The sequence below is a fragment of the Mesorhizobium sp. U510 genome (genome assembly GCF_059180695.1).
The window spans coordinates 6,603,835-6,627,877 of sequence record NZ_CP180532.1; the positions used below are offsets into that span (position 1 = coordinate 6,603,835).

General features: G+C 64.5%; 27 protein-coding genes. 26 read left to right on the plus strand and 1 reads right to left on the minus strand.

All coding sequences use genetic code 11. The annotated features are described in order from the left end of the window. The 26 genes from flgC (at position 1) to ACLGL5_RS34155 (ending at position 23,650) form a co-directional block, all read left to right on the plus strand. Entirely contained in the window at positions 1–417 is a 417-nt protein-coding gene (gene flgC / locus ACLGL5_RS34030; RefSeq protein WP_010911274.1) for a flagellar basal body rod protein FlgC, read from the plus strand. After that, complete coding sequence (gene fliE, locus ACLGL5_RS34035) at positions 414–737, plus strand: flagellar hook-basal body complex protein FliE (RefSeq protein WP_019860949.1); 324 nt, start codon at positions 414–416, stop codon at positions 735–737. The genes flgC and fliE overlap by 4 nt, the downstream gene beginning before the upstream one ends. 10 nt (positions 738–747) lie before the next feature. After that, positions 748–1,536, plus strand: a complete 789-nt coding sequence (gene flgG, locus ACLGL5_RS34040) for a flagellar basal-body rod protein FlgG (protein WP_019860950.1) — start codon at positions 748–750, stop codon at positions 1,534–1,536. 5 nt (positions 1,537–1,541) lie between these two features. Next, a complete protein-coding gene (gene flgA, locus ACLGL5_RS34045) occupies positions 1,542–2,066 on the plus strand; it encodes a flagellar basal body P-ring formation chaperone FlgA (protein ID WP_171903312.1) in 525 nt (174 codons plus the stop codon). After that, a complete protein-coding gene (locus ACLGL5_RS34050; RefSeq protein WP_019860952.1) occupies positions 2,063–3,304 on the plus strand; it encodes a flagellar basal body P-ring protein FlgI in 1,242 nt (413 codons plus the stop codon). Before flgA ends, ACLGL5_RS34050 begins: the two co-directional genes overlap by 4 nt. Positions 3,305–3,307: 3 nt before the next feature. After that, positions 3,308–3,895 carry a MotE family protein gene (locus tag ACLGL5_RS34055; protein WP_019860953.1) on the plus strand — a complete coding sequence of 196 codons (588 nt, stop codon included), beginning with the start codon at positions 3,308–3,310 and terminating at the stop codon, positions 3,893–3,895. Further along, positions 3,892–4,599, plus strand: a complete 708-nt coding sequence (gene flgH / locus ACLGL5_RS34060) for a flagellar basal body L-ring protein FlgH (RefSeq protein WP_038649312.1) — start codon at positions 3,892–3,894, stop codon at positions 4,597–4,599. The genes ACLGL5_RS34055 and flgH overlap by 4 nt, the downstream gene beginning before the upstream one ends. 20 nt (positions 4,600–4,619) lie before the next feature. Further along, on the plus strand, positions 4,620–5,114 hold the full coding sequence (locus tag ACLGL5_RS34065) for a flagellar basal body-associated FliL family protein (RefSeq protein ID WP_064980728.1): 495 nt from the start codon (positions 4,620–4,622) through the stop codon (positions 5,112–5,114). Continuing rightward, positions 5,111–5,842 (plus strand): flagellar type III secretion system pore protein FliP, encoded by a 732-nt coding sequence (gene fliP, locus ACLGL5_RS34070; RefSeq protein ID WP_019860957.1) that lies wholly within the window; start codon positions 5,111–5,113, stop codon positions 5,840–5,842. Before ACLGL5_RS34065 ends, fliP begins: the two co-directional genes overlap by 4 nt. Before the next feature lie 244 nt (positions 5,843–6,086). After that, positions 6,087–7,079 carry a flagellin N-terminal helical domain-containing protein gene (locus ACLGL5_RS34075; RefSeq protein ID WP_019860958.1) on the plus strand — a complete coding sequence of 331 codons (993 nt, stop codon included), beginning with the start codon at positions 6,087–6,089 and terminating at the stop codon, positions 7,077–7,079. Positions 7,080–7,359: 280 nt separating this feature from the next. Next, complete coding sequence (locus ACLGL5_RS34080) at positions 7,360–8,430, plus strand: flagellin N-terminal helical domain-containing protein (protein ID WP_019860960.1); 1,071 nt, start codon at positions 7,360–7,362, stop codon at positions 8,428–8,430. 131 nt (positions 8,431–8,561) lie between these two features. Further along, entirely contained in the window at positions 8,562–10,211 is a 1,650-nt protein-coding gene (gene fliF / locus ACLGL5_RS34085; protein WP_019860961.1) for a flagellar basal-body MS-ring/collar protein FliF, read from the plus strand. A 3-nt stretch (positions 10,212–10,214) separates the two neighbouring features. Then, positions 10,215–10,835, plus strand: a complete 621-nt coding sequence (locus tag ACLGL5_RS34090) for a hypothetical protein (protein WP_019860962.1) — start codon at positions 10,215–10,217, stop codon at positions 10,833–10,835. Continuing rightward, complete coding sequence (locus tag ACLGL5_RS34095; RefSeq protein ID WP_069093050.1) at positions 10,832–12,217, plus strand: MotB family protein; 1,386 nt, start codon at positions 10,832–10,834, stop codon at positions 12,215–12,217. Before ACLGL5_RS34090 ends, ACLGL5_RS34095 begins: the two co-directional genes overlap by 4 nt. Further along, on the plus strand, positions 12,214–13,587 hold the full coding sequence (locus ACLGL5_RS34100; RefSeq protein ID WP_069093051.1) for a MotC family chemotaxis protein: 1,374 nt from the start codon (positions 12,214–12,216) through the stop codon (positions 13,585–13,587). The genes ACLGL5_RS34095 and ACLGL5_RS34100 overlap by 4 nt, the downstream gene beginning before the upstream one ends. Then, positions 13,584–14,963 carry a flagellar hook-length control protein FliK gene (gene fliK, locus ACLGL5_RS34105; protein ID WP_069093052.1) on the plus strand — a complete coding sequence of 460 codons (1,380 nt, stop codon included), beginning with the start codon at positions 13,584–13,586 and terminating at the stop codon, positions 14,961–14,963. The genes ACLGL5_RS34100 and fliK overlap by 4 nt, the downstream gene beginning before the upstream one ends. After that, positions 14,893–15,480 carry a transglycosylase SLT domain-containing protein gene (locus ACLGL5_RS34110; protein ID WP_069093526.1) on the plus strand — a complete coding sequence of 196 codons (588 nt, stop codon included), beginning with the start codon at positions 14,893–14,895 and terminating at the stop codon, positions 15,478–15,480. Before fliK ends, ACLGL5_RS34110 begins: the two co-directional genes overlap by 71 nt. Before the next feature lie 223 nt (positions 15,481–15,703). After that, positions 15,704–16,372 (plus strand): response regulator transcription factor, encoded by a 669-nt coding sequence (locus ACLGL5_RS34115; protein WP_010911291.1) that lies wholly within the window; start codon positions 15,704–15,706, stop codon positions 16,370–16,372. Between the two features lie 79 nt (positions 16,373–16,451). Continuing rightward, positions 16,452–17,708 (plus strand): flagellar hook protein FlgE, encoded by a 1,257-nt coding sequence (locus ACLGL5_RS34120; RefSeq protein ID WP_019860969.1) that lies wholly within the window; start codon positions 16,452–16,454, stop codon positions 17,706–17,708. Positions 17,709–17,735: 27 nt separating this feature from the next. Beyond that, complete coding sequence (gene flgK, locus ACLGL5_RS34125; protein WP_069093053.1) at positions 17,736–19,190, plus strand: flagellar hook-associated protein FlgK; 1,455 nt, start codon at positions 17,736–17,738, stop codon at positions 19,188–19,190. Between the two features lie 3 nt (positions 19,191–19,193). After that, complete coding sequence (locus ACLGL5_RS34130) at positions 19,194–20,237, plus strand: flagellar hook-associated family protein (RefSeq protein ID WP_019860972.1); 1,044 nt, start codon at positions 19,194–19,196, stop codon at positions 20,235–20,237. Between the two features lie 29 nt (positions 20,238–20,266). Further along, positions 20,267–20,614 carry a flagellar biosynthesis regulator FlaF gene (gene flaF, locus ACLGL5_RS34135; RefSeq protein ID WP_019860973.1) on the plus strand — a complete coding sequence of 116 codons (348 nt, stop codon included), beginning with the start codon at positions 20,267–20,269 and terminating at the stop codon, positions 20,612–20,614. Further along, positions 20,611–21,054, plus strand: coding sequence for a flagellar biosynthesis repressor FlbT (gene flbT / locus ACLGL5_RS34140; RefSeq protein WP_038649334.1), 444 nt, complete (start codon positions 20,611–20,613; stop codon positions 21,052–21,054). Before flaF ends, flbT begins: the two co-directional genes overlap by 4 nt. Beyond that, entirely contained in the window at positions 21,054–21,461 is a 408-nt protein-coding gene (gene flgD, locus ACLGL5_RS34145) for a flagellar hook assembly protein FlgD (RefSeq protein ID WP_019860975.1), read from the plus strand. The genes flbT and flgD overlap by 1 nt, the downstream gene beginning before the upstream one ends. A gap of 13 nt (positions 21,462–21,474) precedes the next feature. Beyond that, positions 21,475–21,741 (plus strand): flagellar biosynthesis protein FliQ, encoded by a 267-nt coding sequence (gene fliQ / locus ACLGL5_RS34150; protein ID WP_010911298.1) that lies wholly within the window; start codon positions 21,475–21,477, stop codon positions 21,739–21,741. Positions 21,742–22,006: 265 nt separating this feature from the next. Continuing rightward, positions 22,007–23,650, plus strand: coding sequence for an MFS transporter (locus ACLGL5_RS34155; protein ID WP_069093054.1), 1,644 nt, complete (start codon positions 22,007–22,009; stop codon positions 23,648–23,650). A gap of 24 nt (positions 23,651–23,674) precedes the next feature. Here the strand turns inward: ACLGL5_RS34155 and ACLGL5_RS34160 are convergent, their stop codons facing one another. Continuing rightward, positions 23,675–24,043, minus strand: a complete 369-nt coding sequence (locus tag ACLGL5_RS34160) for a cupin domain-containing protein (protein WP_019860978.1) — start codon at positions 24,041–24,043, stop codon at positions 23,675–23,677.

Here is a 24,043-nt window from a genome sequence, read left to right on the forward strand (position 1 = left end):
ATGGACGCACTGACCGCAGCCCTGAAAGTCGCAGCATCCGGCCTCGGCGCCCAGTCCGAGCGCCTGCGCGTGGTTTCTGAAAACCTCGCCAATGCCCAGTCGACCGGCACCACGCCCGGCGCCGACCCCTATCGCCGCAAGACCATCAGCTTCGTCTCCGAGCTTGACCGGGCTTCCGGCGCCTCGACGGTTGAAGTGAACTCGATCGACCGCGATCCGAGTGTCTTCCCCGTTGAATTCCAGCCCGGCAACGAGGCCGCCGACGAGAAGGGCTACGTCAAGATGCCCAATGTCAACGTGCTGATCGAAATGGCCGACATGACCGAGGCCAACCGCTCCTACGAGGCCAACCTGCAAGTCGTGAAGCAGGCGCGCGACCTCATTTCAATGACCATCGACCTGATGAGGAACCAATGATCGTGAACGGCATCGGCGCGCTCAACCTGAAGCCCGGGCTGGGCGATACGGCGACCGACCTGCTTCAGGGCGGTGTCGCGCCGGCGACTTCGGGCAACCTTGGCACCTCCTTTGCCGAAGCGGTGAGCCAGGCAGCCTCCAAGACCGTCAACACGCTGCAGAATGCCGAACAGGTGTCGCTCCAGGCGCTCAAGGGCGATGCCGACACCCGCCAGGTCGTCGATGCCGTGATGAGCGCGCAGCAGGCGCTTCAGACCGCCGTCGCCATCCGCGACAAGGTCGTTTCGGCCTACCTCGAAGTCAGTCGCATGGGTATCTGAGGAGCAGGTCATGAAAGCACTTTCCATCGCCGCCACCGGCATGAATGCCCAGCAGACAAATCTGGAAGTCATCGCCAACAACATCGCCAACATCAACACCACCGGCTACAAGCGGGCGCGCGCCGAATTCTCCGACCTGCTCTACCAGGTCGACCGCACGCAAGGCGTACCCAATCGCTCCAACGCCTCGCTGGTGCCGGAAGGCGTTTCGATCGGTCTCGGCGTCAAGACGACGGCCGTGCGCAACGTGCACACCCAGGGCGAACTGACCAGCACCGGCAACAGTTTCGACATGGCGCTGACCGGCAGGGGCTGGTTCCAGATCGAGGGCGCCGATGGCGGCACGCTCTACACCCGCGCCGGCGCCTTCAACACCAACGCCACCGGCCAGCTGGTGACGGTGGATGGCGCCAATGTCATTCCGGCCATCACCGTGCCGACCGATGCGGTCGAGGTGATCGTCAACAAGACCGGTCAGGTCTTTGCCCGCATCGACGGCCAGACCGACCTGCAGAATCTCGGCCAGCTCCAGATCGTCAACTTCGCCAACGAGGCGGGCCTCGCGCCGCTCGGCGACAATCTGTTCCAGGAAACGACGGCCTCCGGCCCGGCCAATGCCGGCGTGCCCGGCGATCCCGGCTTCGCCACCATCCAGCAGGGCTATCTCGAGGCCTCCAACGTCGACCCGGTCAAGGAAATCACCGAGCTGATCTCGGCGCAGCGCGCCTATGAGATGAATTCCAAGGTGATCCAGGCCGCCGACGACATGGCCTCGGTCGTCTCCAAGAACATCAGGTAGCGATGATGGCCATGCCGATCTCCTGCTCCGCATTCCGCCGCACCGCGCTGGTCCTTGCGCTGGTGGCCGGCGGCTTGCCGGCGTTCGCCCAGGAATCGACAAATCAATCGGCAACGCAGATCGCCAGCAATCAGCCTGCCGGCGAGGTCGTGCTGATCCCCAGCCGCGTCATCTACCCCGGCGAGACCATCGAACTCGCCGCCCTGAAACAGGTGACCCTCATCCCCGGCAAGCACAAGCCCGATGCGATGGCGACCCGCGCCGAGGAGCTTCAAGGCAAGATCGCCAAGCGCACGCTGCTGCCCGGTCGCTACATCCCGACCGCCGCCATCCGCGAGGCCTGGCTGGTCGAACAGGGTGCTGCCGTGCAGGTCTTCTTCATCGCCGGCGGACTGACGATATCGGCCACCGCGGTAACCTTGCAACCAGGTTCGGCCGGCGACCTCATCAAGGTTCGCAACAGCGATAGCGGCAAGATCCTCTCCGGCACGGTGATGGCCGACGGAACCATCCAGGTCAGCGCTTCATGATGCGCCCGTTTGCCCTTCTGCTCGCTGCCACGCTAGGCCTGCAGCCGGCGCTGGCCGACGGCCTGACGCCCAAGGCCAAGCGCGAACTCGCCGCCAAGAACGGCGGCGTCTACGACGATCCGGAATATGATCCGGCGACCACTACCCGCATGTTCCGCGTTTCGCCCGGGCCAAGCTCGCTGCCGCCCGGCCAGGTCGCCTCGCGCATCAAGGACATCGCCCAGTTGCAGAGTTCGCGCGACAACCAGCTGGTCGGCTACGGCCTGGTCATCGGCCTCGCCGGCTCGGGCGACAGCCTGCGCAATTCGCCGTTCACCGAGCAGTCGATCCGCGCCATGCTGGAAAATCTCGGCATCGCCACCGAAGGCGGCAGCGCGCGCGCCAAGAACGTCGCCGCCGTCATCGTCACCGCCAACATGCCCCCCTATGTGCAATCGGGCGCCCGCATCGACATCGACGTCTCATCGATGGGTGACGCCACCTCGCTGGCCGGCGGCACGCTGATCATGACGCCCCTGAAGGCGGCGGATGGCGAGATCTACGCCGTTGGCCAGGGCGCGGTCATCGTTTCGGGCTTCACCGCCCAGGGCCAGGCCGAACAATTGACGCAAGGCGTGCCGACCGCCGGCCGGGTGCCGAACGGCGCCATCGTCGAGCGTTCGGTGAAGGCCGAATTCGACGACCAGTCGACGCTGACGCTGCAATTGCGCAATCCCGATTTCTCGACCGCCATCCGCATCGCCGACGCGATCAACGACTATACCAGCCAGCGCTTCGGCATGCGCGTCGCGGGTGAGCGCGATTCCCGCACCGTGCAGATCAGAAGGCCAAAGGGCGTTTCGGCCGCGCGCTTCTATGCCGAGATCGAAAACCTCGTGGTCGAATCCGATACCCCGGCCCGCGTCGTCATCGACGAGCGCACCGGCACCATCGTCATTGGCAACGACGTCAAGATCTCGCGCGTCGCCATCAGCCACGGCACGCTGACAGTGCGCATCACCGAAGCGCCGCGCGTCGTGCAGCCCGAACCCTTCTCCAAGGGCGAAACCGCTGTCGAGCCGTTCACCGCCATCGACGCCAGCCGGCCCGATGCCCGCGTCGCGGTGCTCGATGGACCCGACCTGCAAACCCTCGTTTCCGGCCTCAACCGCCTCGGCGTCAAGCCGGACGGCATCATTGCCATCCTGCAAGGCATCAAGTCGGCCGGCGCCCTGCAAGCCGATCTGGTTCTTCAATAGGCGATGCCGATGATCCCCTCCCTCCCATCCCGCGACAGACGCTCCTCCCGCGCAATCCTGTTCGCGGCCGCGACTCTCGCGGCCATGGCCGTTGCCAGTGGCGGCGCGCATGGCGAGGATGTCGTTCGCCAGGTACTGCCCGGAGCGCAGCCCGCGGTGGCGCCGCAGCAACTGGCGCGGGAGAAGGCGCCCGACCAGAGCGAGATCGAGCGCTTCTGCTCCAACATCGCCGACGCCGCCCGCGACCGCCGCTATGCCTTGCAGGCCGAGGAATTGAAGCAGCTGCAGGCCGGCATCGACGAGCGCATGAAGGCGCTGGACGCCAAGAAAGCCGAATACGAGACCTGGCTGAAGCGGCGTGAAGTGTTCCTGGCCCGGGCCGAGGACGGCGTCGTCAAGATCTATGCGGGCATGAAGCCCGATGCGGCGGCCGAACGCCTGGCGATTGTCAACGCCGACCTGGCCGCGGCTATCCTGATGAAGCTCGATTCACGCAAGGCCGGCGTCATTCTCAACGAAATGGACCAGAAGGCGGCGGCGACGCTCACCGGCATCATGGCCAGCGCAGCCCGAAGGGTAGATCCGTCATGATCCGCAGAACGCTCATCCTGTGCGCGGTAGCAGTGTTGTCCGGCTGCGGCACCAACCTCAGGGAAGTCGGCAAGGAACCGTCACTGTCGCCGGTCGGCTCGGGCATTGACGGCGGCAACACGTCTTCCCTGTATAAATACCCCGAGCCACCTCGGGCACCGGTGAAGAAGTTCTCGCTGTGGGACGATCGCCAGAGCCGCCTCTTCACCGATCCCCGGGCGCTCTCGCAGGGCGACATCCTGACCGTCAAGATCAAGATCAACGACCGCGCCAATTTCAAGAACCAGAACGACAGAAGCCGCACCGCCAACCGCAAGCTCGGCTTCGACCTCAGCGCGCAATGGGATAAGTGGAGCACCGCCGGCAAGGGTGCTGGCACGCTCAACTCCGCCACGGACACGACGGCCGATGGCGAAATCAAGCGATCGGAAACGCTTGAACTCAATGTCGCGGCGATCGTCACCGATGTCTTGCCGAACGGCAATCTGATGATCACGGGGTCGCAGGAAGTGCGCGTCAACGCCGAGCTCAGGGTGCTGACCATCGCCGGCATTGTGCGGCCGGCCGATATCGGCGCCGAGAACACGATCCCCTACGAACGCATCGCCGAGGCGCGCATTTCTTATGGTGGGCGCGGCCGCATCACCGAGATCCAGCAGCCGGCCTATGGCCAGCAGGTTCTCGACCAGGTTCTTCCGTTCTAGGGATTGGAGAACAAAGCGCCGTGGCCAATGTCGAACAACTCCAGCCTCGCAAGGGTCCATCCCTTGTGGTTCAGGGCGCCATGCTGCTGGTGGTGACGGTCGCAGCCATCGGCATGGGCTGGATGTCCGGCGGCTATCTCAAGGGTGCCGGCGCACCATCATCGGTGCCAGCTGCACCTGAAAATGAGGGCAAGATCGCCGAACCCGCTGCCGCGCAACAGCCTGGCACGGGACTGACGCTTGTCGCGCTGGCGCCGATCACCACCAATATCGCCTCCCCCGCCGACACCTGGATCAGGATGGAAGTATCCGTGGTCTACGACGCGCCGCAGCCGCCGGCGATGACGGAGGACATCCATCAGGACCTTCTGGCCTTCGTGCGCACGCTGAAGATGCATCAGGTCGAGGGCGCCAGCGGTTACCAGCACCTGAAAGCCGATATCGAGGAACGTGCCTCGATCCGCAGCCAGGGGCACGCCAAACAGGTTCTCATCAGGACATTGCTGCTCGAATGAAGAAGTTCCTTCTCGCCGCGGCGCTGATCGGCGCCGCCACCTCCGTCGCGGCGGCGCAACAGCTGGACCTGGGCGGCATCGGCAAGGCCGACGGCACCACCGTCGGCTACATCATCCAGATGTTCGGCCTGCTGACGGTGCTGTCGGTGGCGCCCGGGCTGCTGATCATGGTGACGAGCTTCACCCGTTTCGTCATCGCCTTCTCGATCCTGCGCGCCGGCATCGGCCTGCAGTCGACGCCGGCGAACCTGATCCTCATTTCACTGTCGCTGTTCATGACCTTCTATGTTATGGCGCCGACCTTCGATCAGGCCTGGAACACCGGCGTCAAGCCGTTGATGGACAACCAGATCAGCCAGACCGAGGCCTTCGAGAAGATTTCGGATCCGTTCCGCACCTTCATGCTGCACAATGTGCGCGACAAGGATTTCGACCTTTTCGCCGACCTCGCCCGCGAGCGCGGCCAGGTCGTTGCCAAGGAGACGGTCGACCTGCGCATCCTGGTGCCCGCCTTCATGATCTCCGAGATCCGCCGCGGCTTCGAGATCGGCTTCCTGATCGTGCTGCCATTCCTGGTCATCGACCTGATCGTCGCCACCATCACCATGGCGATGGGCATGATGATGCTGCCCCCCACTGTGGTGTCGCTGCCGTTCAAGATCCTGTTCTTCGTCCTGATCGATGGCTGGAACCTGCTCGTCGGCAGCCTGGTGCGCTCCTTCACCTGACGTCACGATCCCGGCCCGAAGCCGCGTCCGCCGACAGGACCGGGCAGTGCGCCGGACATCGTCGTTTTCTTCTCGAATTATTTTCGATTAACCGTCCGATTTAGCCCTTTGGTAGGAACTCGCCGCCATAGTCGCTCGCAGATGGCGGGTGATCTCTCGACGATCATTGGCATGATGCCGCTCCGTCATACCGGAAAAGCCGGTATGTCAAAAAAACACCTGTAAAAACAAGGTACGAGTAGCCATGGCCAGTATCATGACGAACAGCGCTGCATTGACGGCGCTGCAGAGCCTTAACGCCACCCAAAAGAGCCTCGACACCACCCAGTCCCGCATCTCGACGGGCTATCGTGTCTCCCAGGCTTCGGACAACGCCGCCTACTGGTCGATCGCGACCACGATGCGCTCCGACAACCAGGCCATGTCCACCGTTTCGGACTCGCTCGGCCTCGGCGCCTCCAAGGTTGACACCGCCTACACCGGCATGAGCAGCGCGATCACCACCATCAACGCGATCCAGCAGAAGCTGACCGCGTCCTACGGTCAGACCGACGCCGCCAAGGAAAAGACCCAGGTCGAAATTGCCGCTCTTCAGGCACAGCTGAAGGGTTACGCCGACTCCGCCACCTTCTCCGGCACCAACATGCTGTCGGTGAACAGCGGCGCGACGGCCACCACCGCCGCTGACGTCAAGGTCGTTTCGGCTTTCAACCGCACCTCCGCTGGCGCGGTTTCGATCTCGACGATCGACGTCAACGTGGAAAGCATCAAGCTGTATGAAGCCGGCACCGCTGCTACGTCGAAGGGCATCCTGGACGCCAATCGTCTCGGCGTCTCTGGCGCCGAGACTGCCACGGCTTCGGCCCCGACGCTGGGCGCTGCGGCTGCGGCCACCGATACCTATTCGGTCGCCAGCCTGGCCATCTTCTCTGGTACCACGGCCGCCAGCGACAGTCAGATCTCGCAGATGATGACCGTTGTCGACGCCGCGCTCAAGGATATGACGACCGCCGCCACCAAGCTCGGCGCCGCCAAGAGCTCGATCGACCTGCAGAAGACCTTCACGCAGAGCCTGATGGACTCCATCGACCGCGGTGTCGGCCAGCTCGTCGATGCCGACATGAACAAGGAATCGACCCGCCTCCAGGCGCTGCAGGTCCAGCAGCAGCTCGGCGTCCAGGCGCTGTCGATCGCCAACGGCTCGTCGCAGTCGATCCTGTCGCTCTTCCGCGGCTGATCGCTCTAGCAGCAGACCAAACCAGGCAAACGGGCCGCGCCAAAAGCGCGGCCCGTTTTGCGTTTGCTCCAGCCCCGCACAACCCTCGTTTCTTAACCCTCGAAAGCGGGCCTTTAACAGGCCGTTAACCATAACGCGTTAGTCATGGTTAACCATAGCTTACAACGGATTGGCGAATCGGCCCGGTCGGGGCGACGGCAATCGACGGGCGGGCCACCGGCTCGCGAGGGCAATGCCGGTTTTTTGAGAAAGACCGGCCTGGGAAAAAGGAGCGAGTTTCTTGGCGAGCATCATGACAAACGCTGCGGCGTTGACCGCACTTCAAAGCCTCAACGCCACCAACAAATCGCTTGAGCATACACAGTCGCGAATCTCGACGGGCTACAGGGTCTCCGAGGCCTCCGACAACGCCGCCTACTGGTCGATCGCCACGACGATGCGTTCGGACAACCAGGCGCTGTCGACGGTGCAGGATGCGCTCGGCCTCGGCGCCTCGAAGGTCGACACCGCCTACACCGGCATGAACAATGTCCTGACGTCGATCGGCCAGCTCAAGACCAAGCTGCTTTCCACCGTCGGCCAGACGGATGCCGCAAAGGCAAAGACACAGACGGAAATCACCACGCTCCAGGCGCAGATGAAGTCCTTTGCCGATGCCGCCACCTTCTCGGGTTCGAATTTCCTTTCGGTGACATCGACGCAGGTCGCAGCCCCCAATGACGGCGTCCAACCCGACGCCAAAATCGTCGCGTCCTTCAATCGCTCCTCCTCCGGCGCCATCTCGCTCGGAACGATCGACATCAATGTCGAGAGCACGAAACTGTTCGACAGCGGTCTTTCCACCGCCGTCAAGAACCAGGGCACGCTCGACCGCAAGACTTCCGTATACGCGACAGCGGCCGCCCAGAACCTGTACGACACAGCCTACGCGGCTGCGATCGCCGGCGGTGGCACGGACATCGCCGCCAACACCGCTGGCCAGACGGCTGCGGGCGCGGTGGTCCCCAGGATCGACAACGTTTCCGCCTTCAATCTCGACATCACGGCAGCAGGCGTGACCGACGACATCATCACCCAGATGATCGGCAAGATCGACAAGGTCATGAGCCAGCTGACCGACCAGGCCACCATCCTGGGCGCCGCCAAGAGCTCCATCGACCTGCAGAAAACCTTCACGCAGAGCCTGATGGACTCCATCGACCGCGGCGTCGGCCAGCTCGTCGATGCCGACATGAACAAGGAATCGACCCGCCTGCAGGCCCTGCAGGTGCAGCAGCAGCTCGGCATCCAGTCGCTGTCGATCGCCAACAGCTCCTCGCAGTCGATCCTGTCGCTGTTCAAGAACGGCTGATCCGGCCGTAGCTGGCAGACACTGCTCCCTCCAATTCAAGGGCCGCGCCGCAAGCGCGGCCCGATTTCATTTTCGCACAAGCTTCGAGGGTTAGTGTTCCGGCGGACAATCATGCTGGGAGTCGCTCTATCGTGCCGGAACAGATCCAGAGCATCATCTCGAATCTCCGTGGTTTTGGTGTGAAGCGCCTCGCCATGCTGGCGGGCATCGCCGTTCTGGTGATGGGCGTCATCGGCATCGCCTCGGTCTACCTCAACCGCCCGGCCTACGACACGCTCTATGTCGGGCTCGACCGCTCCGACGTGAACCAGATCGGCCTGGTGCTGGGCGAGGCGGGCATCGGCTTCGACGTCGGCGCCGACGGAACCTCGGTTCTGGTGCCGGCCGGCACCACGGCGCAGGCGCGCATGCTGCTTGCCGAAAAGGGTCTGCCGACCAGCGCCAATGCCGGCTACGAGTTGTTCGATAATGTCGGTGCGATGGGCCTGACCTCGTTCATGCAGCAGATCACCCGCGTGCGTGCGCTGGAAGGCGAGATCGCCCGCACCATCCAGTCCATATCAGGCATCAAGGCGGCTCGCGTCCACATTGTCATGTCCGAGCGCGCCAACTTCCGCCGCGACGAACAGCAGCCCTCGGCATCGGTGGTCATCCGCTATGCCGGCATCGACGCAGAGAAAAGCGCCCAGTCGATCCGCCATCTCGTCGCCGCCGCCGTGCCTGGCCTGTCGGCCGACAAGGTGACGGTGCTCGATTCCAACGGCAATCTGCTGGCCGCCGGCGATGATCCCTCCAACACCAGTGCGGCGCGCACACTCGGCGTCGAGCAGACGGTCGAGGCGCAGATCGGCGACAACATCCGCCGCGCGCTGGCGCCATATCTCGGCCCTGACAATTTCCGCGCCAGCGTCAAGGCCGAGGTCAACACCGACACCCGCCAGACGGAAGAAACCATTTTCGATCCGAATTCGCGTGTCGAGCGCTCGGTGCAGTCGGTGCGCGCCAATGAGAACAGCAATCAGAAGCAGGCTTCGACCCCGGCGAGCGTCGAACAGAACCTGCCGGAGACCCAGGCGGCCAGCACCGAGGGTCCGCAAACGACCTCGGCGAACGACCGCAAGGAAGAGATCACCAATTACGAGATCAACTCCAAGAAGATTGCCACCGTCTCCAACGGCTACACCGTCACCAAGATGTCGATCGCCGTCGTCGTCAACCAGGACCGGCTGAAGGCGATCCTGGGCAAGGACGCGACCCCGGAGCAGATCGCCAAGCGCGTCGCCGAGATCCAGAAGATGGTCACGTCGGCCACCGGCCTCGACGACAAGCGTGGCGACGTCATCGACGTCTCGGCGGTCGAATTCATCGACGGGCTCGACGGCGAAGCGATCCCGCAGGCTGGAATGCTGGATTCCATCGGCCAGCACGCCGGCACGCTGATCAACGCCGGCGCTTTCATCGTCGTGGTGTTCCTGGTGGCCTTCTTCGGTCTGCGGCCGATGGCGGCAGCGCTGACGGCAAAAGCGGCGCCCGCTTTGTCGGGCCCGAACTTCGATGAAGTCCAGCGGTCGCTGCCGACACCCGAGGCGGCTGCTTCCGCCGATGCGGGTGCCGCCATCGGCGCCTTGCCTAGCTCGCGGCCGGGCACCAATCCACTCGATGATCTTCGCCAGAAGATCAGGCCGGCGCCTCAGGAGCGGCTTGCCCGCATGGTCGATCTTAACGAGGAGCGCACAGCGCAGATCCTGCGCAAATGGGCGGCCCAGGAAGTCGCGGCGTAAATCATGGCCTCCGCAGCCCTTTTCGATCTTCTCCCTGATTTCGGTACGCGCACGCCGCGCGTCAGCCAGCCCCAGGCCGCATCCGAGCACAGGCCGGAAGCATCCGCACCGCAGGCCGATATCGGCACGCTGATCGCCGAGGCGGTTGCCCAGGCGGAGGCAACGCTGGCGGAACGGCTTGTCGCTGCCAATGACGCGGCGCTGGAAGCGGAGCGCCAGGCGCACGCCGAGGAAGCGAGGGTTTTCCTCGAAAGCTTCGGCGGCGATATCGGCAAGGCGGTCTCGCTGCGCATCGACGCCATGGAGGCACGCGTAACGGATCTTGTCACCGCCACGGTCGCCCGCATCATCGGCGCCATTGTCAGCGACGATCTGCAGAAGCGCTCGCTTGAAGCGCTCGCCGGCGCGGTTCGCGAAGCCGTCGGCGATGGCGAAGCGGTGCGCATCGCCGTCCGCGGGCCACTGTCGCTGTTCGAAACGCTGAAGGCATCTCTTGGACCACGCGCTGCAAATCTCGACTTCGTCGAGGCGCCAGGTTTCGACCTGACCGTGACCATTGACGAGGCCGTGTTCGAGACACGCATGGCCGAATGGTCGACAACCCTTTCCGAGGTCTTGTCATGAGTGTCGCCGAGGCCGATCACGGCAGGCACGAGATCATCATCGTGCGGCGGGGTCATGACGACCACGATGAGGCCCATCATGGCGGCGTCTGGAAGATCGCCTTCGCCGACTTCATGACCGCCATGATGTGCTTCTTCCTGGTCATGTGGCTCATCAACGCCGCCAATGAACAGACCAAGGCGGCCGTCGCCAGCTACTTCAACCCGGTCAAGCTGGTCGACCGCAATTCGAGTCGCAAGGGGCTGGAGGATCTGGGCGACGGGCCAAGCGCCATTGGCTCGACGGCCGACAAACCGCAGCAGACGAAAGCCAAACCCGGCCAGGCTGGCAGCGGTGACGCGGGCTCATCCGACGCCAAGAAGGACAAGCAACAGCCGCAACAAACCGACGATCACCTCTTCGCCGACCCCTATGCGGTGCTCTCCGAAATCGCCACCGACACCGGCGTCATGCAGAATGTCAGCCAGAAGGGCGACGGCGGCGCGCAAAGCGCCGGGCCGGCGACGGGCGCCTCGGGCGGCGCATCCTACCGCGATCCCTTCGAGCCGGACTTCTGGTCGCAGCAGGTGGCCACACCCGCCGCCGAGGCGAGCGCCCAACGCCCCAAGATCGAGGGCGATCCGCTCAAGCCAGGCGACAAGGCCGCCGAAACGCAGGTCGCCAAGGTAAAGGCCGTGCCGCCGGCGCCGCCCGTCAAGGATGCCCCGCTCGAGCCCCTGGTCGAGGATGGCAAGGACGCCGCCGCGACGATGGCCAAGGCTGGCGAAACCAAGGCTGGCGAAACCAAGGCCGGCGGTGCCAATGCCGGTGATGCCAAGGCGGGCGACAGCAAGGCCGTGGCTGCCGCCAAGGCGGATAGTGCAGCCGCCGCGCAAGAGACGACCGCGCCTGAGGCCGGGGAGAAGCCGCCGACCGCCGCTGCCGTGAAGGCCGCGGCCGACGTCAAGCAACAGCTGGCCGATGCGTTCAAGCCTGGCGACAAGCTGCACGACGGCGTCTCGGTCGAAGCCACCGACAAGGGCGTCGTGATCTCGATCACCGACCAGCTCGACTTCGGCATGTTCGAAGTCGGATCGGCGGTGCCGAGCCGCGAACTGGTGCTGGCGATGGAAAAGATCGGCCGCATCGTCAACAGCCAGAAGGGCACGATCAGCATCAACGGCCACACCGATGCGCGCCCCTTCCGCAGCGCCAGCTACGACAATTGGCGGCTGTCGACGGCGCGCGCGCATTCCGCCTACTACATGCTCGTGCGCGGCGGCGTCGACGAACGCCGCATCACCGAGGTCGCCGGCTTCGCCGACCGCCAGCCGAAGGATCCGGCCGATCCCCTGTCGGCGGCCAACCGCCGCATCGAGATCCTGATGGCGACCGGAGGATGAAGCGGGCGGCCGTCACCAGCCGGCTGATGGGCCTGTTGCTGCTGGCAGCCGGATATCCGTCGGCCGGCTTTGCCCAGGACACGCTGCAGCCCTACCAGCTGGTGCGCTCGCTGCAGCTGGTCCAGGACCGCATCGCCGCCGGCGATCACGCCGCGATGCCGATGCAGGCCAAGCTGCTCGAGATGATTGATACCCGGCTGCGCGAAGCGGATGCGGAGGACTTCAAGGACCCCAAGAATTTTCGCGCGCTGCTGGTCTACGGCATGAGCGGCGGCAATCCCGTGACCGTCGAGGCGGCGGTTTCTCGTGCCAAGGCCGTCGATGCCCAAGACCTCTCAATCGCCAAGGGCGTCATAAACTATCTGGTTGGCCGACCCACCGGTGCGATCGAAGTCCTGAGGCCAATCGATCCTATGACGCTGCCCAGCGACCTCGGCGCTTTTCTTGCCTTGGTCAAAGGGTCGCTGATGGCGACGGACGACCCGGTGATGGCGCTCACGCTGCTCGATGAGGCCAAGCTGCTCAGCCCCGGCACACTGGTCGAGGAAGCGGCCCTGCGGCGTTCGGTCGGCATCGCCGTTACGAGAGGCGACGCAGCACGGTTCGCGCGTGCCTCCACCCAATATGTCGAGCGCTATCTCTATTCACCCTATGCCAGCCAGTTCGCCGATTCCTTCGTCTCCGGCGTCATTACCCTGCACATGTCGATCAGCCAGGACAAGCTCGCCGACATCACCTCGATGATGGATCCCGAGCGCGAGAAGGTGATCTATCTGCGTATCGCCCGCCGCGCCGCGATCGACGGCCTCAGCGAATTGTCGGCCTTTGCCTCCGCGCGGGCCGAGCAGGGCCGCGACGGCAACACCAATCAGGGCGATCCGCGCGCCGAGCTTTACTCGAGCCTGTCCACGGTGACTTCCGGTACGATCGAGGATGTGCGCACCAAGCTCGGCAAGATCGACCGCAGCAAGCTGTCGGACGGTGACCGTGCCCTGCTCGACGCCGCACAGGCGATCGCCGGTGAGGTGGTGGCGCCGCCTGCTTCCCTTCCGGCGGCAACTCCGGCGTCTGCACCCCTTGCACCGCAGCCCAAATCCGAGGTCGCCGCCACACAGGCCACCGACGCGGCCGGATTGCCGCCCGTCGAAGGTGCCGTCTCCGAACAGCCCGCCGCCTCGCCATCCGGCGGGACGGTGGCCCCCGCACCGAGCGCGCCGGCGCCTTCAGCCGATTCGGCGACGGTCCTGCCGGCATCGGCGCCGGCAGCTTCTGCCGGTCCCGACACGACCGATCCGACCGACGCCGCCATGATGAAAACCCGTCGACAGCTCGACCTGATCGACCAGATGCTTGGAGCCGCCCCGAAATGACCCCCAGTCTCGGCCCGGCCCTGCCAGGATTTACCGCCGCGCGCACGGCGGAGCAGCCGGCCGCCCCCGGCAAGAAGGATGATGCTGGTTTCGGCAAGATGGTGCATGGCAGCGCGGGCCAGGCGGAAAAGCAGCCGACGACCGAGGGACGCGCGCGCGACCCGCGCTGGAGCAAGCTTGCCGCCGGCCTTGCGGCACAGGCAGGCGAGGACGAGGCAATGCCGGCCGGCAGGGCGAGGACCACGCCCACCGGATCGACGGCAGCGAAATCCGTGAAGGACGCCAAGGGCGTCGAGGCGGACAAGGACGCCGATACCGAAACGCCAGCGACCGAAGCCAGCGCAATGCCGCTCGACGATCATCTGCCTTTGCTGATGGCATTTCATGACCTGCGCCATTTCTCGACATCGGCCAAGTCAACCGACGCAAGCGAGGCCGGACAGGAACCGGCGCTCGACGGGCAGCTCCTGTCAAAAGCCTATCGGGCGACATCCGCCGCCGGGCACGACGACCTCGAACCGATGCCGAAGCCCGAGCAGGTCTCACTCGTGGACGGGCCGTTGAAGAAGCTCGACGGCCAATCCGGCCGCGACGCGAGCGCCGGCACTGGCGCGCCACGGCGTGACAATGCAATGGCCGCCGGCCCGCTGCCCGAGACCACAACCGCCGATGTGCCGGGCGTCGAACAGAAGCAGGCGGCGCCGCAGCTGAAGTCCATCGCCGACGTCCAGTCCTCGTTGCGGTCGGAGCCAGGAAAACAGCTCTCGGCCCAGGCGCGCGTCGACGTGGTTTCCGAGCGCAGCTTCCCTGCTCCGCCGCAGGCGCCGATGAGCCAGGCTGCACTCAACGTAATCAACGCCGTAGCGGCGGATGTTGGTCCGCAGCAGGCGTTTTCGACCGCCGCCGCGACCACCCAGATGGCCGGCTCTGTTGCCGTTCCGACACATGTGTTGAAGATCGAACTTTACCCGGCCGAACTGGGCATGGTCACCGCCCATCTTCGCCTCTCGGGAGAACAACTCTCGATTGAATTGAAGCCCGAAACACACGACGCCTACCGCCGGCTTTCCAGCGACAGCGAGGCAATCGTCAAGTCGCTGCGCGGGCTGGGCTTCGAGGTTGATAAGGTCACCATCATGCAACCTTCGGTGGCAGTTCCGGCTACGACCCGGACGGATGCAACCGCCCCGCTCACCGCCGCGCCTGGCCGCGACCAATCCGCCTTTCAGCCCGGAAACTCCAGTGGCGGCAACGGTGGAGCCGGCGGCCAGCAACCGGGCCAGCAGTCCGCAAGGGGTAATCATGATGACGCGCAAGCCCACGGCCGCGCCGCTTCGCCATCTCGCGAGCGCGCTGGCGGCGATATCTTTATCTAGCCTCGCCAACGCCGCCCTCGCCGCTACCAATCCCTGCGAGCCCGAGATCCTGCGCGCCGCTGATCGCTATGGCGTGCCCGCTGGCATCCTCTATGCCGTCGGCTTGACCGAGACGGGCAAGAAAGGCAGCCTTCAGCCTAACGCATTGAATATAGAAGGAAAAGCGATCTTCCCCAGGAGCCGGGCCGAAGCGCTTGCCACCTTCGCCAATGCCCAGCGCGAGGGCAAGACGCTGATCGATCTCGGCTGCATGCAGATCAACCACCACTATCATTCCTCGCACTTCCGCAGCGTCGAGGACATGCTCGACCCGCTCCAGAACGTCGACTATGCAGCGCGTTTCCTGGCCAGTCTCCATGCCCGCCACGAGACCTGGTCGATGGCCGTCGCCCGCTACCATGCCGGCCCCGACAACGACCCGGCGCAGAAGGTCTATGTCTGCAGGGTGATCGCCAATATGGTCGCCACCGGTTTCGGCAAATGGACAACCAACGCCCGCACCTTCTGCAACCCGTAAGCGTATCTTCTGCCCCTAATACGCCCGTAGCACTGCTCAGGGCTTGCCGTTTTGACTTACCCAGAACTTCCCCCCGCAAGCATATCTGGTTGCACGCTAATGCAACCGGCACGATTCCAGACTCCCAAGAAACTAGTTACAAGAAATGACGGTTGTTCAGGATTCCCGCCAACGGTTAGGCCTTTCCCCACGGGGCAAATGTGCTGATTCGGAGGCGGGGCCGATGATCGTGATCGTTGACGAGCGAGAGCTCGTAACTGAGGGATACAATTCACTTTTTGATCGCGAGGGCGTCGCCTGCGCGGGCTTCGCGCCCGGCGAATTCGGCGAGTGGGTCAACTCGGCCGCCGACACCGACCTGCGATCGGTGCGGGCCTTCCTGATCGGCGACTGCCGCGACGGCGCCATCTCTCCGCGCCAGATCCGCGACCGCACCGGCGCTCCGGTCATTGCGCTCAGCGAGCAGCATTCCCTGGAAAACACGCTGCGGTTGTTCGAGAGCGGCGTCGACGACGTCATCCGCAAGCCCGTCCACATCAGAGAGATCCTGGCCCGCATCACCGCCATCCGCCGGCGCGCCCATGAGGATGTCGCCTACACCGAGATCGGCGCCATGCGCATCTTCATGGACGGCCGCGACCCGGAGATCGATGGCCAGCCGCTGCCCCTGCCGCGCCGCGAACGCCGCATCCTCGAATATCTGGCGAGCAACCGCGGCCGCCGCGTCACCAAGACCCAGGTCTTCAACGCCATCTACGGCATCTTCGACGAAGAGGTCGAGGAGAACGTGGTGGAAAGCCACATCAGCAAATTGCGCAAGAAGCTGCGCGAGAAGCTGGGCACCGACCCGATCGATTCCAAACGCTTCCTCGGCTACCGGCTCGTCTTCTGATGCCGCGCCGCGCCAGCCTCGCGCAAGACAGGACGCGTAGCCTCGCCACCAGTGGCATGGATATTGCGGAGACATCTCGATGAGCCTCTACGGAATGATGCGGACCGGCGTTTCCGGCATGAACGCCCAGGCCAACCGCCTGTCGACAACCGCCGACAACATCGCGAATTCCGACACCACCGGCTACAAGCGGTCCTCGGCCGAATTCTCGACCCTGATCATGCCGTCGACGGGCGGCGCCTATAATTCCGGCGGCGTCACCACGACGATCCGGCAGGCGGTGAGCGATCCGGGCGTGCTGCAGTACACGACCTCTGTCTCCGACCTTGCCGTCAGCGGCGATGGTTTCTTCGTCGTCCAGGATCCGAGCGGCACGCCTTTCCTGACCCGCGCCGGCGCCTTCGTCCCCGACGCACAGGGCAGGCTGGTCAACGCGGCCGGCTTCCAGCTGATGGCTTACAGCTACGCCAATGGCACCCCGGCGGCGACGGTGAACGGCTTCGAAGGCCTGGAGCCGGTCGTCATCTCCGACCAGGGCCTAACCGCGACACCAAGCACGCAGGGTACTTACAGCGGCAATCTGCCAGCGGGTGCGACGCCGGTCGTCGCCGCCAACCTGCCCGGCGCCAACGCCGCCACGGCGCAGTACACCTCGAAATCGTCGATGGTCGCCTATGACAACCTCGGCAACAAAAAACTGCTCGACGTCTATTTCACCAATACCGGTGCCGGCACTTGGCAGGTGGCGGTTTTCGATCAGTCGAAGGCGACGCCAGGAACATCGTTCCCCTACACCGGCGGCGCCCTCGGCACGGCCAACCTGACCTTCGACACCACGACCGGCAAGCTCACCGGCGCGACCACCGGCGTTTCATTCACCGTGCCGGGTGGCGCGAGCCTCAATCTCGACCTGTCGAAGCTGACGCAGCTCGGCACAGGCTTCACGGTCTCCGACGCCCAGGTCAATGGCAACGCGCCCAGCACCATCGACAAGGTCCAGATCAGCAAGGACGGCACCATCTACGCCCAGTACAAGGACGGTTCCACCAAGCCGCTCTACAAGATCCCTCTGGCCGACGTGCAAAGCCCGGACCAGCTCAAGGCCCTGCCCGGCAATGTCTATGCGCAAGGCACCGATTCCGGCGCGATCCGTGTCGGCTTCGCCAATGAGGGCAAGGCCGGTTCAATCATCTCCGGCGCGCTCGAGAATTCAAACGTCGATATCGCCGAGGAATTGACTGACATGATCGCGGCGCAGCGCAGCTACACCGCCAATTCGAAAGTCTTCCAGACCGGTTCCGACCTGATGGACGTCCTTGTCAACCTGAAGAGATAAACCGGGCGTGGCCCGTGAAAGACCAGCATGTCGTTATCTTCCGCATTGAGCATCGCCCAATCGGCGCTTATGAGTACCGCGCGTCAGACCAGCGTTGTCACGCGCAACGTCTCGGACGCCTCCAATCCGGATTATGCGCGCCGCATCGCCGTCGTCACCAGTACGGCGCCCGGCGCGCGTTCGGTTGATATCCAGCGCGTCGCCAACGACCTGCTCTTCCGGCAGAATCTCGGTGCCTTGTCGGCTTATAGCGGCCAGAACGCGCTCTACAGCGGCATGGATCAGCTGGACGTTTCGGTCAACGGCGTCGACAATGCCTCCTCGCCCTCGACGGCCATCGCCAATCTGCAGCAGGCGCTGCAGCTCTACGCCACCTCGCCGTCCAACCAGAATCTCGGCTCCAGCGTCATCGACGCGGCCAAGCAGGTCGTGCGCTCCCTGAATGAAGGCTCCAAGGCCATTCAGGATTTCCGCACCCAGACCGACGGCCAGATCGACACGGCGGTCAAGGACCTCAACTCGCTGCTCGGCCAGTTCCAGGATGCCAACCAGGCGGTCATTTCCGGAACCCGTTCCGGCACCGATGTTTCCGATGCGCTCGACCAGCGCGACGCGCTGCTGAAGAAGATCGCGGACTATGTTCCGATATCGACCTTCACGCGCGGCGACAACGACATGGTCATCACCACGGGTGACGGCACCACGCTGTTCGAGACGATACCGCGCACGGTGAGCTTCACGCCGGCGGCCGGCTATGCCGCCGGTGCCCCCGGCAACACCATCTATATCGACAATGTGCCGGTCTCGGCGGGAAGCGGCGGCAACACCACCGCCAGCGGCAAGCTTGCCGGCCTGCTGCAGCTGCGCGACGGCGTCGCCTCGACCATGCAGGGCCAGCTCGACGAGACCGCGCGCGGCCTGATCACGGCCTTTGCCGAGACCGCGCCCTCGATGCCCAACGCCGCCGGCCTGTTCACCTGGTCCGGCGCGCCGGCGGTGCCGGCTGCGGGCACGCTGGTCAATGGCCTGGCCGGCACGATCAGCATCAATGCGGCGATGGATCCGAGCGCTGGCGGCAATCCGACATTGCTGCGCGACGGCGGCGCCAACGGTGCGGCCTATGTCGCCAACACCAGCGGCGGCGCTTCCTATTCCAGCCTTCTGATTGCCTATGGCGACCGGCTCGACCAGCCGATGACGTTCGACCCCGCCGCCGGCATTTCGGCAACATCAAGCGTTTCCGACTACGCCGCCAATTCGATCGGCTGGCTGCAGGGCATGCGCCAGCAGGCTTCGACCGCCGCCGACGCGAAGGAAGCGCTGGCACAGCGCAGCTCCGAGGCGCTATCCAATGCGACCGGCGTCAATGTCGACCAGGAAATGTCGCTGATGCTCGACCTCGAACATACCTATCAGGCATCGGCCCGGATGATGAAGACCGTCGACGACATGATGACGGCCCTGTTGAACGCGGTGGGATAACCCATGACTTCAGTCTCTTCGGCCGCCCTCACCAACGCCATGCGCTATCAACAGATGCGCATGCAGGCCGACCTCGTCAAAGCCACGAAAGAATCCTCGACCGGCAGGGTCGCCGATGTCGGCCTGGCATTGGGCGGACGCACCGCCCAGTCCGTCACCTTTTCACGCGACCTCGACCGGCTGAACGTGATCGTCGATTCCAACGGGCTGGTCACCGCAAGGCTTGCGTCGACGCAGACGTCGCTCGGCCAGCTCTCCGGCGTGGCGCAGACCTTCCTGTCCGCCCTGACCACCGCATCATCGGGCGACAACTCCAACAGCCTGACGCAGTCGACCGGCCAGACGACCCTCCAGCAGCTGACCTCGATCCTCAACACCAGCGTCAACGGCGAATATCTGTTTGCCGGCACCAACACCGACGTCAAGCCGATCAACGATTTCACGGCCGCCGGCTCACCGGCCAAGGCCGCCTTCGACGCCTCCTTCGTCGCCAAATTCGGCTTCACGCCCAACGATCCGGCAGCGGCCAACATCACCGCCGCCCAGATGGACGATTTCATCACCAACGACGTTGCGCCGCAGTTCCTCGGCGCCGGCTGGCAGACCAATATGTCAAACGCCACCGACCAGCAGATCGTCAGCCGCATCGCGCTCAACGAAACCACCGAGACCTCGACCAGCGCCAACAGTGACGGCATCAGGAAGCTCGCCATGGCCGCGGCAATGGTCTCCAGCCTGATGTCCAGCAACATCAGCCGGGCGGCGAAGGATAGCATCGTCACCCACTCGCAGACACTGGTCGGCGAGGCGCTGAGCGGCATCGCCCAGGTCCAGTCGGAGACCGGTATCGTGCAGAAGCGCGTCTCCGATGCCAGCGACCGCATGAAGACGCAGATCGATCTGTTCGAACGCCATATCCTTGATCTCGAAGCCGTCGACCCGGCCACGGCCGCCACCAGAGTCGCGGATCTGACTCAGCATATCGAGACGTCCTTCGCCCTGACAGCGCGTCTGCAGCAGCTCAGCCTGTTGAATTACCTGACCTGACAACTTCCAGCGGAACGGTAGAGCCGACGATGTATCAATTCTCCTACGCCGATGTCCAAAGCACCTCCGTCTCGGACGCCAAGGACCGTGAGCGCGAACTCCTGACTCGCTCGATCGACATGCTGTCGGCGGCCGCCACGGCCGGCCAGGATTCGATGGAGGCGATCGAGGCGCTGAATTTCACCAACCGCGTCTGGACAATCTTCGTCGAGGATCTTGGCTCCAGCGACAATGCGCTTCCCAAGGAATTGCGTGCCAACCTGATTTCCATCGGCCTTTGGCTGCTGCGCGAGGCGGAGGACATCCGCCAGGGCCGCACAAACAATTTCGAAGGGCTGATCGAAGTGTCCCAGATCATCCGCGACGGCATTCAATGACCAACACGCTGAAGATATCGCTGAAGCCCAACGAGAAGATCTACATCAACGGCGCGGTCATCCGCGTCGACCGTAAGGTCACCATTGAACTGATGAACGACGTGCAGTTCCTGCTCGAAGGTCATGTGATCCAGGCCGACCAGGCGTCGACGCCGCTCAGGCAGCTTTACTTCATCGTGCAGGTCATGCTGATCAACCCGGCCGGCGCTGATGACGCCCGCGAAATGTTCCGCCGCTCGCTGCCGTTGCTCATCGCAAGTTTCGAGGACGCTGATATCTGCAGCGCACTGAAGCAGATCGACCGTATGGTCGGCGAGGATCATATTTACGAGGCATTGAAGGCGATCCGTTCGCTCTATCCTCTCGAACGCCGCGCGCTTGGCGGCAATGACGATGTTCCGGGCGAACCGCGCCCGCTGGCCGTGGGAGCACGCTACTGATGACCGTGGACATGACGACGACGATACCGGTTGGCGCCAATTCGACCACCACGTCGACCTCGAAGACGGCGGTCGACTACCAGTCCTTCCTGAAGCTTCTGATTGCCGAGATGAAGAACCAGGATCCGACCAAGCCGATGGATTCGACGCAGTACGTCGCCCAGCTCGCCACCTTCTCGCAGGTCGAGCAATCGGTGCAGACCAACACCAAGCTCGACCAGATCATGCAGTCCTCGGCGCTGTCGCAGGCCGATGCGATCATCGGCCGCTCGATCACGTCGGCCGACGGCAAGACCACCGGAACAGTGGCTTCGGTGACGCTCGCCAGCAGCGGACTGATCGCGGTGCTGCAGGATGGCACCAAGGTCCCCGTCGGCCCGGGCGTGTCGATCAAGCCGGCAAGCTAGGCCAACCGCCCGCATGAACGAGGCCGACGCCCTCGACATCGTCCAGTACGCGGTGTGGACGGTGCTGACCGCGTCCGCTCCGGTGGTGCTGGTCGCCATGGCGGTCGGCATCGGCATCGCCCTCATCCAGGCGCTGACGCAGATCCAGGAAATCACCCTGACTTTTGTGCCGAAGATCGTCGCCATCATGCTGGTGGTGGCGCTCACAGGCCCGTTCATTGGCGGCCAGATATCGGCCTTCACCAACGTCATCTTCCAGCGCATCCAGAACGGGTTCTGAAGAAGTCGCGGAAAAGCACATTCCGCTTCAGAACATGAAGGCGCGAAAGAACGGCTCCAGCTATCGGCCGATTTCATCGCGGCATGCAAGGCATGCTGCGCGCGGATGAACCCGGCCCCTCACAGCAAAGCTGGCCCTCCTCTATCCCCTTGTTGGACCATGATCTTCCGCGCATGACGTTCGCCCTTTGCGGCGCAATGCCATAGTTTCGGCAAACGATGCGGAGAAACCGCAAGGATCAGCACGCTCTGGCAGGAACCCATCCATGATTGACGAGAAACCGGACAGCGAAGGCGTTTCGGCGCTGGCGCCGTTTCGGCATGGCATTTTCCGCGCCGTCTGGTCGGCAAGTCTCGTTTCCAATTTCGGTGGCCTGATCCAGGGCGTCGGCGCCGCCTGGATGATGACCACGATCGCCACTTCGCCCTATCAGGTCGCCCTGGTCCAGGCCTCGACGACCTTGCCGATCATGTTGTTCGCGCTTGTCGCCGGCGCCATCGCCGACAGCTTCGACCGGCGCAAGGTGATGCTGGTGGCGCAGACCTTCATGCTGGTCGTTTCGGTGCTTCTGACGGTGTTCACCTATTACAATTTGCTCACGCCCTGGACGCTGCTTGCCTTCACTTTCCTGATCGACAGCGGCACGGCGCTCAACAGCCCGTCCTGGCAGGCGTCCGTCGGTGACATGGTTCCCCGCAACAAGGTGCCCGCGGCCGTTGCGCTGAACTCCATGGGCTTCAACCTGACACGCAGCGTCGGCCCGGCGATCGGCGGCATCATCGTCGCGGCTGCCGGCGCCGCGGCCGCCTTCGCGGCGAACGCGGTGAGCTATATCGGCCTCATCATCGTGATGGCCCGCTGGAAGCCGGATGTGCCGGTGTCGACCTTGCCGCGCGAGTCGCTGGGCGCTGCCATGGGTGCCGGCCTGCGCTATGTCGCCATGTCCCCCAATATCGGCAAGGTGCTGGTCAGGGGCGCAGCCTTCGGCTTCTCCGCCGGCGCCGTCCTGGCGCTCTTGCCGCTGGTGGCACGCGACGTCGTCAAGGGCGATGCCTTGACCTACGGCATCATGCTGGGCGCCTTCGGCATCGGCGCCGTCGGCGGCGCGCTGATCAGCGTGCGGCTGCGGCAGCTGCTCTCCAGCGAGACGATGGTGCGCTGTGCCTTCGCCGGCTTCGCCGTCTGCGCCTTCAATGCCGCGCTCAGCCATCACGCCTGGCAGACGTCGCTCGGCCTGCTGGTCGGCGGTGCCTGCTGGGTGATCGCGCTCTCGCACTTCAACGTCACCGTGCAGATGGCGACGCCGCGCTGGGTGGTCGGCCGGGTGCTGTCGGTCTACCAGACCGCGACCTTCGGTGGCATCGCGCTGGGCAGCTGGATCTGGGGCGTCGTCGCCGATGCGCATGGCGCCGAGACGGCGCTGATCGCCGCCGCCATCGCCATGCTGGCCGGCGGCGCCATCGGCCTTGTCCTGCCGCTGCCGCAGCAGCAGGTGCTGAACCTCGACCCGCTCAACCGCTTCAAGGAGCCGCATCTGGCGCTCGACCTGAAGCCGCGCAGCGGCCCCATCGCCATCATGATCGAATACATCATCCAGCACGAGGACGAGGCGGAATTCCTTGCCACCATGGCCGAACGCGGCCGCATCCGCCGCCGCGACGGCGCCCGCAACTGGACACTGGCGCGCGATCTCGAAAATCCCTCGATATGGATCGAGCACTACCACACGCCGACCTGGCTCGAATATGTGCGCCACAATGGCCGCATCACCCATGCCGACGCCATGGTCGGCGAGCGCTTGCGGGCGCTGCACAGCGGCGACGAGCCGCCGCGCGTGCGTCGCGTCATCGAGCGTCCGACCACCGCCGGCACAGCACTGGTGATGGCCAAGGGGCCGATCGAGCACTGACCCCGCCTAGCTGATATCAGCCGATCAGCCGGCCGACTGGATCATGTAGAGCTTGCGCGTGGTCTCGCGGATGCGCCATTCGCCCTTCCATCCCCGCGGCAGCACGAGAAGGTCGCCTGGCCCCAGTTCACGCGCCTCGCCGTCGGCGCGGCTCACCTCGACCCGCCCCGAAATGATATGGCATATCTCCGACGAACCCGTGCGGTCGGCGGTGAAGCGGCCGGGCGTGCATTCCCAGATGCCGATGTCGACGGTCCCGTCCGGCGATTGGAAAAGCGAGCGCACCGCCTCGACCTGGTCCCCCTCGATGGAGGTGGGCTTGGGTGAGAACGCGCCGATGTCGGCCTTGGCGAGATCGTGGAAGGTCGAAAGGTCGATCAAACTGGTCTCCAT